A 13863-nucleotide genomic window follows, 5' to 3' on the forward strand; every position below is an offset into this window, starting at 1 on the left:
ATGCAAGAATCCAAGTGCCGCGATCAGAAGGCGTTTACCTTGAACAAAACTCAAACAGCAAAGATCAACACGCTCTAATTAGGTTATTAAAATAATATATGTGAGTAAAACCTTTCAATTCAGATGTTTGGTGTGGTTTTGTAGTTATATTTTATAGAAAGTCTAAGCATTAATTATTCATTACAGGCTATAATTCAAGTGGATTGAGTGTTGTTCAACTCAATAATTCTACTTTGAACTTTAGTTTAAAAGTTAACGGATAAATTTTTCTAGAAAAATAAGATTTGGAGCTGTAAACATTGTTGCATTTAAATGATTTATCAATACGCCGTAAAATTACCATTGGCTTTGCTATTCCGCTCGTCTTTATTTTTCTTTTATCCGTTGTTAATTATGTAAATATATCCAAAAATGAAGAGTCAACCCGTTGGGTTGAACATACTTATTCTGTTATTGCAAAAGGTCATGAGCTTAATAAGTTGTTACTTGATTTAGAATCAGGAAAGCGCGGCTTTTTAATTACCGGCAACGATGATTTTCTTGCTCCCTATTTTGAAGCGAAAAAGGTTTGGGATATAAAGTTTGCTCAATTAAGAAAATTAGTTAGTGATAACCCAAAGCAAGTAAAACGGCTAGATGCCATAAATACATTAGAAAAAAAGTGGCTGAAAGCTGCTAATGAAGTTGCCATTATTAAAAGACGAAACGTTGTCGATATTTCTAGAGATTTTTCTGAAATTGTTAGTTTTCTTGAAGGTAATGCGGGGAAGGTAATCGGTGATGAGATACGTGAAATTATTGATGCTTTTATCCAAGAAGAACATATTTTAATGGAAAAGCGAAAGTTATCAAAACAAAACGATAACCTCTTTACCAAACTTATCATCGTTATTGGCTGCCTATTTGCTGCTTTAGTAGCCTTAGTTAGTGGTGTATCTATTCAACGAAAAATATCACGTAATTTAGAAAAATTAATCACCGGGACTGAAAAAATAGCCGGCGGTGATTTTGATTCAGAGATAAACGTTGACTCAAAAGATGAGTTTTATACGTTGGCCAAATCCTATAATTATATGGCGAAATCATTAGCCATTTCTAACCGTGAAATGATGAATGCAGTGCAGGCAAAAAGTGATTTTCTAGCTAATATGTCTCATGAAATCCGAACACCTATGAATGGAATTTTGGGTATGCTTTTATTATTAGAAGATACCCAACTTAATAAAGAACAAGAGAGTTATGTAAAAAGCATTCGTTCAAGTGGTAACGGTCTTTTATTAGTGATTAATGACATCTTAGATTTATCAAAATTAGAAGCGGGTAAATTATCAATTGATAGTCATGCATTTAAGGTTAAAGATTTAATTAACGAGATTTGTTTTTTATTGGATCCGCAAACCTCAAGTAAAGGTTTAGTGATAAAATCAGTGATAGTAGAAAATATGCCTTCTACCTTTTTGGGAGATTCACTTCGTCTTAAGCAAATTATATTAAATTTAATGAGTAATGCCATTAAATTTTCTAATCAAGGTGAGGTTGAACTGACCGTTAAATCAGAAGCAATTCTAGAAAAGCCTAATCATCATTTTTTAACCGTTATTGTTAATGACTCTGGTATTGGTATTTCACAGCAAGATCAAGAAAAGCTATTTAAACCATTTTCGCAAGTTGACTCATCAATCAACCGAAAATATGGTGGTACCGGTTTAGGTTTAATTATCTGCTCACAATTGATTAAACAGATGAATGGCAGTATCAGCGTTTCCAGTGAACTGAATCATGGTTCAACCTTCACGTTTACTGTTCCACTAGTGGAAACCTCTGAGAATGTTGATAGTAAACAATATGGCCAACAACAATTAGTGTCAGAAAATAATAAGTTGGCAGAGCAAAAACCTTTAAAGATTTTAATTGCTGAAGACAATAAAATAAACCAAGTCATTGCTGATAAGTTATTTGATAAATTAGGCTATAAAGTAGATATAGCTAATGATGGTGTTGAGGCGTTAAAAGCCGCAATGAAAAATTCTTATGATATTATCTTTATGGACATGCAAATGCCTACCATGGATGGCGTAACAGCAACTCGAAAAATAATTGAATCTATGCCTGATAATCATCCTGCGATTGTTGCTATGACAGCAAATGTATTAGAAGACGACAAAGAAAAGTGCTTTCAAGCGGGTATGGTTGGATTTATTGCCAAACCTATCGATGCAAATGAGGTGATTAAAATACTACATCAATATCCGAAGTTGTAGGGAAGCATAATAAGGCTTAGAAAAGCTCTAGTTACAACGTTTATATCACGGCCTACCATAAATACCCCATTAAGGTTAAAGCTATACAAACCATGAAAACACGCGATTAGCTAATTATTGTTATACCTATTTGAATAATGCAGTAAACAAATAGATATAACAACTGCTTCACTTCTGTTACTAAATATGAATAAATGACAGTATAGGCAAGTAGAAACAACTGATTACTGTAATGGTTGTTTAGCAAATTAGACAAAACAATCTAGGGTAATAAATTATGATGGATATAGTGTCAGCAATTCGCGATAGATTTTCACACTTACGCCCCTCAGAACAAAAAGTAGCATCTATTATTTTAGCGGATTTAAGCTACGCTGCGACTGTATCTACCCATGAGCTGGCAGCCAAAGCAAACACTAGTCATGCGAGTATTTCTCGCTTAGCCAAGGCATTAGATTGTAAAGATGTGAGAGAGTTAAAACTCCGTCTTGCTCAGTCAGCTGCTGTAGGGGAAAGGTTTACCAGTAACAAAAATGTTGTTAAAAAAGATATTCCTGCAATTTATCAAGGCATTAATGAGATTTTAGCGCTTAATGCAGGGTTAATTACTGATGATGATATACATCAGGCCAGTCAAACAATTACCGATGCAGGACATACGCTGATATTCGGTGTTGGCGGCGGCAGTTCAGTGATGGCGCAAGAGTGCCATAATAGATTGTTTAGACTCGCGCTTAGCAGTAATTCTTATTCAGATCCAATGCTGATGAGAATGACAGCAGCAACTGTTGATAAAAATGATGCGGTAATTTGCTTATCATTAGGTGGTGTTAGCCCTGATGTTCAGGCTTCTGCTAACGTTGCAAAAGAGTATGGGGCGAATGTTATTGCAATTTGCCCAAATGGTCCATTAGCTGATATCGCTGATATACATTTACCTATTGAAACACATGAGGCCGATTATATTTTTAAACCAAGTGCTTCACGCTATGTCATGTTAGCTGCTATTGATATCTTAGCCAGTGAATTAGCGGTTAAAAATCAACGAAAATCACGAGAAAAACTAAGAAGGTTGAAAGTTCAATTAGATCAACACAGAGGCAGTTCTCAGTGGTTACCGTTAGGAGATTAACTTTACTATTTAATTCTATAGCTTCATTCCTTTTCTTTTAAGGTACAAAGTTGAGTTAAATGACTACATGATGAAAATTTCTTATTGTGCAAATAACCTAAATTTTCAAAGGGTTATTGAACCAATATAGGTTAATCTACTGATTGCTCTAACAGAACCAACAAAAATGTTAAGTCTTAGTTGTTTATACATTTTATCCCGCTATTTTAATTACCTTTTCGCTTAATCCTTCATTGATGATTTCTCTCATGTTTAACTTGTCTGTTATTTAGTAACATTTTATTTTTGTTTTTTGTGTTACATTTGTTCAAATTTGTGTTGAATTATCATTCTTTGTATGTATATTGATAACATATTATTTTATATTTTCTTGTTACTTTTGAACATGTGTTAAAGGTAGCTCAAGTAAATATAAGTAATAAAAATCAAAAAACTGTGGAAAATAACAGTAAATATAGTAGCTAGGGGGAAAGTAAATGCATTCAATCAAGTTTAAAAAATCATATTTAGCCTGCTGTTTGGCTATCTCAGCAAGTCAAGTCGGTCTGGTACATGCTGCAAGTTCTGAGGAAAGTAGTGGCGCAGAAGACAATGTTGAAGTTATTACGGTAAAGGGCGTTAGAGGGAGTATCGTTCGTTCACTTAATAATAAATATAGCGACAGCAATGTTTCAGATTCAATTAGTTCGGAAGACTTAGGTAAATTTCCAGATATGAATTTATCAGAGTCTCTACAGAGGATCCCTGGTGTTACCATTAATCGAAATCAAAATGGTGAAGGGTCACAAATTAATGTACGAGGCTTAGGGCCACAATTTACTCGAGTTGAAATAAATGGCATGACGGCACCAGGCGGTGGCAGTGCTGGCCGACTAGGTACGAATGGTGGTGGTCGTGGTTTTAGTTTTGAATTACTTCCTTCTGAACTATTTAGTAATGCAACCGTTACAAAGTCTTCAGATGCTAGCCAAAGTGAGGGTGGCTTAGCGGGGCTAGTCACGTTAGAAACTCCCCAGCCATTTCAACATAGAGGGTTGAAGTTTTCTACATCTCTTCAAGGCAATTATAGCGATACTACCGACAATATTGATCCACGGGCCTTTGTTACAGTAAGTAATAATATTGATGATAAATTTGGCTTTTCGATTGGTTTGTTCCATTCAAATAGTGAGTTTAGATCTGATGGTGCAGAAAACGGTGTATGGCGCCCACTTTCAGTGATAGATCCTGACGTAGACCCAGATTCACCCATGGGAAGTGCTTTAGTAGCAAACGGTACGCGGTTATATACCTTTTTAGAAGATCGAGAAAATACAGCAGGTACTTTAGCGCTTCAATATAGTCCATCAAATGAATTAGCATTTACCTTCAATAGCATTTATGCAGAATTGACTAACGAAAAAGCAGCACACCGCAATGATATTCCACTTGAGCATCTCGGTGTTAAAGCGTTGCAAGATAGTTTAGTGATTGAAAATGGAGTGATAGTTGAAGGAAGTTTTGACAATGTTCAACATAGGGTTGGGCCAAGAATTACTGATATTGATGACACGTTTTTTCAAACGTCTTTAACCGCAACCTGGAAACCAAACGATTACTGGGAAATCACTCCATATATCGGTGCTTCAAGCCGAGAAGCTAAGCGAAAACAATCGCTGTTATCTTTCAAGCTTAATAATGAAGCCGGCGGTAATGTACCGGGTATCCTTTCATATAAAGTGCGCGGAGATTACGTAGACTTTAACAGCACATTAACTGACTTTTCTTCAAACCCTGAAGATTTCTCGTTAAATGTTTTAATTTTCCGTCCGAGTGAAGATGATGCAAAAGAAGTGACCTCAAAAGTAGATTTTACGCGCTTTTTTGATCATGAATTTATGAATAAAGTCGACTTTGGTCTTCGTTATACCGTGCAAGATAAAGAGGTCGTTGAACAAGATTATCGCATAGGGCGAGAGGCTGGATGGAATCCTAATATGGGGCCGAGCCTTGCAGACTCTATGATTATGCTTGACTATGATGTTGATGGAGCAGATCCTAGTTTTACCAATAAAATGTTTTCAGTTGATCCAAATGGCTTCCAAGATGTTTGGTTTCAAGGCGGAAATGTTTCTCCGAATGGAAGTTCACTTGTTCCAGGCACCTCAGTTCAAAACAGGGCAAGCTCTGCGGCTTTAAATTCTTATCAAGTTGAAGAAAAAACGTTAAATGCTTATGTTAAAGCAGACTTTGACTGGGAAGAGTTAACCGCTAATGTGGGTTTACGTTATGTAAAAACAACACAAAATATTGACGGTTTTACCACTGCGTTAGGTGGTATTGACCCGATAAGTTTTGAAAGTGATTATACTGAAGTTTTACCTAGTGCTAGCTTGAGGTATGAACTTTCTGAAGGGCTCTTGTTAAGAGCAGCTTATTCTAAAACGTTAACTAGACCTAACTTACCTGACTTGGCTCCCTCTGAACGAATTTTTGCACCTGATGTTAATTCAGCGACAGGTCAACGTGGTAATCCAGAGTTAAAGCCTTTTACCTCAGATAATATCGATTTAAGTATAGAGTGGTACTTTTCTGATGAGGCGCTGTTGGCTGCGAATGTCTTTAGGAAAGACCTAGATGGTTTGATAGATACAACCACATTTACTGCTAATAGAGACTTTGTCACCCAACTTAGCCCCGAAGTGTTTAACGGCGATGTGTTTTTTACGCAACCGTCTAATGGTGCGTCAGCGTCCATCAAAGGGTTTGAATTATCATACCAGCAACCATTTAGCTTTGCGCCAGAAGGTGTTTTACAGAACTTTGGCTTCTTAGCTAATTTTACTAAAACTTCAAGTGACGCTGATTTTGGTATCGAAAATGATGTGCGAAGTGCAGGGTTACCCGGTTTATCACCAACTAGCTTCAACGCGTCGCTATATTATGATGACGGTACGCTAGATGCTAAGCTTTCATATGCGTGGCGCGAGCGCTATTTAGCGCAAACTTCCGATGATTTTGGCGAACCTCGTTTTATGGATGATTATGGTCAATTAGATTTTTCAGCAAATTACAGTGTGAATGATAATTTGCAAGTGCAGTTTCAAGTGTTAAATCTGACCGATGAAAACATGATAGCTAAAACCTATGTACATAAAACGGGATATTTACCTTACGGGGTAACAGATTTAAGCAGAAGGGTGTTATTAGGTGTTCGTTATTCGTTTTAAATAGAAACATCTGTCCCGTCCTGAAATAGGTTGACGGTTTTAATGAAAGAGAGCGCCAATTAGGCGCTCTTTTTTTGATTCTTCCTTACTAAAACTTTCTAACTTTATTGCTTAAACAAAATGCCTGATTTCAATCGCGTTAAGTGCAAGTCAATTATGATCATGGCACTAATCAACAAGGGTTTTAGTATTTATATAATCTCAAGAACCTATCCATTTTATAGATAACGCATTCTTCTCTTGTATATACTTATGAAAGTTAATGTTCATTATGTAATTTAATTACCAAAATAAACAAATATAATTCCTATAAATTAATATATACAAGAAAATATGTAATTTAATTTCATAAAATGGTTGCTTAATGATTTTTTATTAGTATAATTACTCTAGTTTTATGAATCAGCACCCCAACAACCGTTTAACTGGAGTAGTTATGAAAAAGTTATTATTAAGTTTGTCTTTACTGTTAACAGCAACTGCCGCCAATGCAATAAGTGATAATGCAAAATTTGTTGCGATAGACAGTTCATTTGAAACAACATTATGTGTAACAGCTGCAACAAAAGGCTTTAAAGCAGCTTACCAAGAAGCAGAAAAAATAAGTAAAGAATATGCCAAATCTTTATATCTAAATACTTGTAACGGTGTGGCCATCAAACAATTTTCTTTACCAAAAAATACTGATGTAAAAGCAAAACTTGTGAAAATTGTAGCTGGTGATCAAACCGCAGAGACCAAGTTATGTGTAGAAGCTGCAACGAAAGGTTATGAGTTAGTTGCTGCGAAACAAAGTACATCGTTACGCGGTATCGTTTGTAATGGTCAAAGCATTCAACATTTCGCAAAAGGCATTTAAACGTTTGTAATCCCCAACCTTTATATACGTTTTTAGCCACGCTTTATCGCGTGGTTTTTTTTGTGTAAAAGAAAGGCTATTGCGCAGCTATATTTCGTATAACTTTATTCATGTTAATTTGATACTTTTCAGGGTTCACCGCAGAAACTATACAATAAGATTCTGTTGTTAAATCACTTTCTATCGGTTTAATCAGCTTATTCAATATTAAACTATAAATAATGCTAACTTTAGGTTTTAACGGCGATAAGCGGTTCGCTTCAAGTACTACCGCTAACTTATCATTGCTTAACCTTACTAAAGAACCTACCGGATACACCCCTAAGTATTTAACAAATTGTTCAACTAATGTTTGCTCAAATTTATCGGTATGTTTTAATAAATAACGTAATACGTTTAACGGTAATTCGCCTTCTTTATGTTGGCGCTTTCCGGTCATGGCATCATACACGTCGACTATTGCAGTTATACATGACAACTTAGACAGTTTATTTTTATCAATACCACGTGGGTAACCACTCCCATCAAGTCGTTCATGATGATTAACTAACATGTCAATAATGAGCGGGCTTGCAAAGTTATCTTTTTTAGCCAGTTCAACCCCCCAATAGACATGTTTTTGAACGACAGAACGTTCATTGTTTGTCAGTTCACCTGGTTTTTCTAAAATGGGCATTGGCACTTTCGCACTGCCAATATCATGCAATAAGGCACCGAGAGTAATTTCTTTAACGGTTTTTTCTTTAAAGCCTAAATGCAAAGCAAATCCGCAGATCAGCACTGCACAGTTAATAGCATGTTCATAGTGATAGTAAGATTTATTTCGTATCCGAGTTAGTATCGTCATTGCGTGTTCATTGCGCATGACAGATGCGGTAATTTCGTCTGCTAAGGTTTGAAGTGCTGTTGGGTTAAGCGGTTTATCTTTAGCGGTTGCTAAAAATACCTGTTTAACTTGTGCTGTGGCATCGTCGTATAACTGACATGATATTGCTAATTCTTGCGTGACGGATGATTGCTCTTGATCATTATTTATTGCTCTATTACTCATAAGATCTTCATCTGGCAAGTCTACCGTTACTTTATCAACACCTTGTTTTTTTAGCAGTTCAATGGTTCGTGCCGAATTAACTTTGCCTTTATTTTTTACTTTGTGCAGGCTGTTTTTCAGTATGATATCTTCGACATACATACCCACTTTTAATTCATTGATTTTTATTGTTTTTAACATTTACGATTGCTCTAAATATTATTGTTATTATCGTATTAATTGTTGGAAAAAAGTTTATCAGTTAACAAATTACTTCAATATGTTGCTTCGGCTTTACAAGTTATTTTGTCGTGTACAAATTAAATTTACCTGAGTTTACGGCGCTTGCGTAGTGTTTTGTCATCTATCTGTCATGTAAGCGAAACAAAAACTACATATTTCTAAAACATTTCTGTCATTTTTCATCCGTAGGATAACGCTCAACTTAAATCAAGCTGATTAAGTGAAGTTTTTATGGCAGGACGCTACGAAGGCTTCACTTAATCAGTTTGAACAATTAACAATAATATTCTTCGGAGTACATGAAATGCAATTGAAATCATTATTTAAAGTCAGTGCGGTTGCTTGTGCATTAGCATTAGTAGGTTGTGGCGGCGATATCGAAATAACCCCAACAGTAAATGATAACAGTACAACAACAGATAACAGTGTGAACAACTCGAATAACACTGATAACGGTGGACAGCAAGATGTTGTTGAATGTGCAAGTTACGAATCTGACGCTGGGACTGTTGAAGGAACGTTTGATGGAAAAGATTGTTTATACAACGATTCATTTGCAAGTAAAAATATTTCAATAACAGCAAACATCACTTTTGATGAATTACCAGATGGTGGTGTTCATGTATTTGAAGATGCGCTTTTAATTGGTAAAGATGGCCGCACAAGTGAAGGTTTTGTCGTACCAACTAATGGCCCAACGATGACAGTTAAGCCGGGTGCTACTTTAGCGTTTAAATCAGGCGAAGCGATTGTGCGAATTGCACGTGGTGCAAAAATTCAAGCAGTAGGTACAGCAGAAAAACCTATCACATTTACTTCTGCTTTTGCTTATGATCGTCATGATCTTGAAGGTAAAGGTCCTGAGTTTTCTGATTGGGGTGGTATTTTAATTAATGGTAATGGTATAACAAATCATTGTACTAATGCACAACGTGCTGCAGATACTTGTAGTCAAGAGTTTGAAGGTGTTACTACCTTCTTTGGTGGTAACGATAATACAGATGGAAGTGGTAACATCAAATTTGCTAAAATTTGGTATGCAGGCTCTGGCCCTAAGGTGGGTGGTGAACCTGGTGAAGATTTAAACTCCTTGACACTAAATGCTGTAGGCTCCGGCTCTTCATTTGATTATATACATATTCATCAAGGTTACGATGATGGCATCGAATTCTTTGGTGGCGCTGCTAATATCAAACACATTGTTGTAACTGATACACAGGATGATGCGATTGATATTGATGCAGGTTGGCAAGGTAACGCTCAGTTTTTATATATCGAACATGGAACAGTGACAACGCGTAACGGCGCTACTGCATTTATGGGTAATAATGGCTTTGAAACTGATGGCGAGCAGAACGGTGGTGCAGATTATAGTGAAGCGCCAGCGTCATTTCCAACAATTGCTAACGTTACTGTTGTAACGACAGATGGTTCATCGGTACGCGATGAAAAACTATCACAAGCTATTAAGTTTGATGATGCAATTAAATCTAATTACTACAACGCGTTATTTGTTAAGCGTGAAAATCCAAATGGTTCAGAGTGTATAGAATTTACCACTGATGGACTTAAGAATTCTGCTGAAATCATGTTCAATAACTCTGTAATGGCTTGTGCAAGTGAATTTAAAGACGCAACACAAATGCCAGCAGGTAAGACTGTAGAAGCTTGGTATGAAAACGACGGCTCTAATATCCGTGTTGCAGCTGATGCAGACGTTCTTTCAGAAAGCGGCTTTGCGACCAACACCAGTTCTACTGCAATCACCATTGATGCAAATGACCTATCAGGATTAGATTCAAGCTTTTTCGATACTGTAAATTACATCGGTGCTGTTTCAGATCAAGATACTAGCTCAGTTTGGTACAAGTGGGTAGAGACTGCAGTGGCAGCAGCTAAAGCAGACTAATTTCCACCTAAAATCCAAATCAAGAAGGCGCCGTTAAAACTCTCTTGGCGCCTTTTTATTGAACACTGAATTAGGAAACTAACATGACAAATCATTACAAACTCCAAAAGCTAGCTGTTGCAGTCGGTTTGGGTTTGTTCAGCGTTACTGGTTATGCACTTGCCCCTGAAGAAGAACAGGTAATGGAAGAGGTTGTAGCAAAAGCAACCAGACTGCAAGGAAGTGCTGCATCAGTTATTGCTGAACGTAAAAATCAAGCATTTGTTGCTGATATTCTAGGCTCAGAACAAATGTCGCGTACGGGTGATAGTGATGCTGCTTCTGCATTACGACGAGTAACTGGATTGACGTTGGTGGATGGAAAGTTTATCTATGTTCGTGGTTTAGGTGAGCGTTATTCAAGCGCACGCTTAAATGGTGCCACCATCCCAAGTCCAGATCTTACACGTAACGTTGTACCTCTTGATATTATCCCCTCAAGCATTATTGAAAGCATGGCGGTGCAAAAAGCATTTTCAGCCAACATGCCTGCCGCGTTTGGTGGTGGTTCAATTGATATTCGAACTAAATCGGTACCGAGTCAATTTACCTCTAGTATTGAGGTAGGTATTGGTTATGACTCAAGTGCGGATGACGGATTTACTTATGAGCGACCTAGCGGAAATATTCCTAAAAAGCTCGAAGATGCCATTGTACAATATCGCGGTAACTTTAGTATTGACAATATTATAAAACGAGATGGTATTACGGCATCAGAAACTCAAACAGTCTCTGAAATAGCTGTTGCTACTAATAATGAATTGTTAAAAGCATTACCAAGAGATTTAACAATAAAAGAACAATCTCTTGATCCTAAATATGATATTAAAGCGCATATTGGTAATAGTATTGATGAAACATATTTTGGTGGAACTATCGGGTTTTTAGCCGCTTTTTCCTATGAAAGTCAATGGGATTCTGCAGATAAGTCTACGAATATTGTGAGCCAAAACCTTACTGATAACTGTTCAACTTCACTGGGCACGGCAGAAGACATTGCAGCAAGTTGTTATACCACTATCAAAAACTCAAGTGTAACTACTGAGACTGAGCGCTACAATGGTGTATTAAATTTTGGTTATAAATTAAACAATCATTCGATTTCATTTAATAACTTATATTTAGTTGATAATGAAGATGAAGTTGAAGTGGGTGAAATACAAAGCCCAGGCGGTAGTAACATTTATACGATTGTTAATGATGGTCGTGCCGATAGACTTCATCAATTTAAATATGAAGAACGTACATTATTGGTTAATCAAGTAATAGGTCAACATACTTTTGTTGATTATTGGGGGATTGGCGCTGACTGGCAGTATACAGAATCGGAAGCAAATACAGAAATACCATTAGATGCAAGCTATCGTTTTATTGATAGATTTGAAGATGGTGTTTATGCTAGTTCTAGTATTACCGGAGATGATAACCGAGCAGTATATAACTACACAGACATGGAAGATCATGTGAAGTCATATGGTGGTAACATCACCCTACCGATTTATAATGAAGGTTATGAACTAGAGTTAAAAGCGGGTTATGATTTCTCAGATCGTGGCCGTTTCTATACAACATCGAGTTATACAGTCGATAATGACTCTGGTTCAAGTATAACGATTAACGACGGCTCTCATTCACCGTTAAATAATGCCAATTATTTAACGGATGCGTTTATTGAAGAACAACGTATATTAGTTGATTTTAATGAGCCTTCTGCACCTGATGCTGATGATTATCTAGCAGCTCAAAAAATTGATGCTGTCTATGGTTCATTTGATTTTATATACGGTGATCTACGCTTTAGCGGTGGTGTTAGATATGAAGAGTTTAAGCAAACCTCAATTGGTACATCAAGCTTAATTTTTGGCAAGAAAGAACTTGATATTTATTATGCGCCAGAAAAAATTGAAGCGGGTAGTATCAATGATGATGACCTATATCCATCACTGGCTTTCACTTATTCAGGTAGTGAACGTTATCAAATACGTGCAAGTTATGGTGAAACGGTCGTACGTCCTGATTTACGAGAAGTAGTGCCAGTTGCTTATTTTGATCCTCTGACAGATTTTCGTACTTTTGGCCGCGTAAGTCTGCAAAGTAGCCCAATGAAGAATTATGATCTTCGTTATGAATACTACGCTGATAATGGTGATAACTTTACTGTGGCAGCGTTTTATAAAGATATTTCTTCGCCGATTGAAAAAGTTCTAACAGCGAATGATGCATCTTACAATGCAACATTTGTTAACGGTGAAATAGCTGAAGTAACAGGTGTTGAAGTTGAATGGATGCATGATCTAACGTATTTAGCCGATGGTTTTTTCACCTCAGGTAATATCACCTTAAGTGATTCTGAAGTGAGTATTGATCCAGCCTTGGCTGGGAATTTAACCAATCCGACGAAGCGTATGACAGGGCATTCAGAATATGTGGTTAATTTTCAATTAAACTACGATTCAGCAAATGGTAATCATTCAGGAGCTTTAGTTTACAATGTGTTTGGTGAGCGTATTGTGGCATCAGGTTTAGGTGGTAGTGAAGATGCCATGGAACAGCCATTTCATGCCGTAGATTTAGTTTACACTTATTATCCAGATTTTAACTCGAAAGTGAAACTGAAAGTAAAGAACTTACTAGATGAATCACAAGAGGTTACTCAATCAGATATTGCGGTAAGAGAAAAAGAAATAGGTACAAGTGTTAGTTTAAGTTACACCTACGAATTTTAATTCTTTGTCGTAAACTAACATATGCTAAAAAAGCTCTTTACTGAAAAGTAAGGGGCTTTTTTTATGGTGGAAGGTGTTAAATGAGTATGAAAAACATACCAAGGTAAACAGTAGAAAACAAAGAGATGATAACGGTACGGTGGGGAATTGCGTGTAAACACAAACTAGGCATTTGTCGAAATTGTTGCCACGAAGGTATAAAGAGCACCGTATATCGTTCGAAAGACAGATACTTGTTTTTTAGGTTTGTTAACAATACTTTGATACTTGCATAATATGCAATGACAAAAGTAGATGCACCAAGCACTTCTATAAGAGCTATTAGCTCCATACCTATCATTAACTCGGGTCCTGCAATAAGTAACACAATCAAAAAAGCCAAAGCCTTCCAAATGCCTTTACTTACGACTAAACGAGCCGAGCTAACAAAAGATCGTAATGTGTTCATGGTTTTT

The 13863-nt window shown here is 36.6% G+C and carries 8 protein-coding genes; 6 read left to right on the forward strand and 2 right to left on the reverse strand.

The annotated features are described in order from the left end of the window. Positions 1-299: 299 nt before the first annotated feature. The 4 genes from Q4489_RS10805 (at position 300) to Q4489_RS10820 (ending at position 7461) form a co-directional block, all read left to right on the forward strand. Positions 300-2261: a CHASE3 domain-containing protein gene (locus tag Q4489_RS10805; RefSeq protein ID WP_303480114.1), complete on the forward strand. Its 1962-nt coding sequence runs from the start codon at positions 300-302 to the stop codon at positions 2259-2261. Between the two features lie 277 nt (positions 2262-2538). Further along, positions 2539-3393, forward strand: coding sequence for a MurR/RpiR family transcriptional regulator (locus Q4489_RS10810; RefSeq protein ID WP_303480116.1), 855 nt, complete (start codon positions 2539-2541; stop codon positions 3391-3393). Positions 3394-3869: 476 nt separating this feature from the next. Next, positions 3870-6602, forward strand: a complete 2733-nt coding sequence (locus tag Q4489_RS10815) for a TonB-dependent receptor (RefSeq protein WP_303480118.1) — start codon at positions 3870-3872, stop codon at positions 6600-6602. A gap of 436 nt (positions 6603-7038) precedes the next feature. After that, entirely contained in the window at positions 7039-7461 is a 423-nt protein-coding gene (locus Q4489_RS10820) for a hypothetical protein (RefSeq protein ID WP_303480121.1), read from the forward strand. 76 nt (positions 7462-7537) lie between these two features. Here Q4489_RS10820 and Q4489_RS10825 read toward each other — a convergent pair whose 3' ends face one another. Next, complete coding sequence (locus Q4489_RS10825; RefSeq protein ID WP_303480123.1) at positions 7538-8692, reverse strand: HD-GYP domain-containing protein; 1155 nt, start codon at positions 8690-8692, stop codon at positions 7538-7540. Positions 8693-9038: 346 nt separating this feature from the next. On the opposite strand from Q4489_RS10825, the gene Q4489_RS10830 reads away from it, so the two are divergent. Both Q4489_RS10830 and Q4489_RS10835 read left to right on the forward strand, forming a co-directional pair. Further along, positions 9039-10643 carry a hypothetical protein gene (locus Q4489_RS10830; RefSeq protein WP_303480124.1) on the forward strand — a complete coding sequence of 535 codons (1605 nt, stop codon included), beginning with the start codon at positions 9039-9041 and terminating at the stop codon, positions 10641-10643. A gap of 83 nt (positions 10644-10726) precedes the next feature. Beyond that, positions 10727-13408: a TonB-dependent receptor plug domain-containing protein gene (locus Q4489_RS10835; protein ID WP_303480126.1), complete on the forward strand. Its 2682-nt coding sequence runs from the start codon at positions 10727-10729 to the stop codon at positions 13406-13408. A 76-nt stretch (positions 13409-13484) separates the two neighbouring features. Here Q4489_RS10835 and Q4489_RS10840 read toward each other — a convergent pair whose 3' ends face one another. Beyond that, positions 13485-13856, reverse strand: coding sequence for a hypothetical protein (locus tag Q4489_RS10840; protein ID WP_303480127.1), 372 nt, complete (start codon positions 13854-13856; stop codon positions 13485-13487). Positions 13857-13863 lie beyond the last annotated feature (7 nt).

This window comes from Thalassotalea sp. 1_MG-2023 (assembly GCF_030546745.1).
Lineage (GTDB): Bacteria > Pseudomonadota > Gammaproteobacteria > Enterobacterales > Alteromonadaceae > Thalassotalea_C.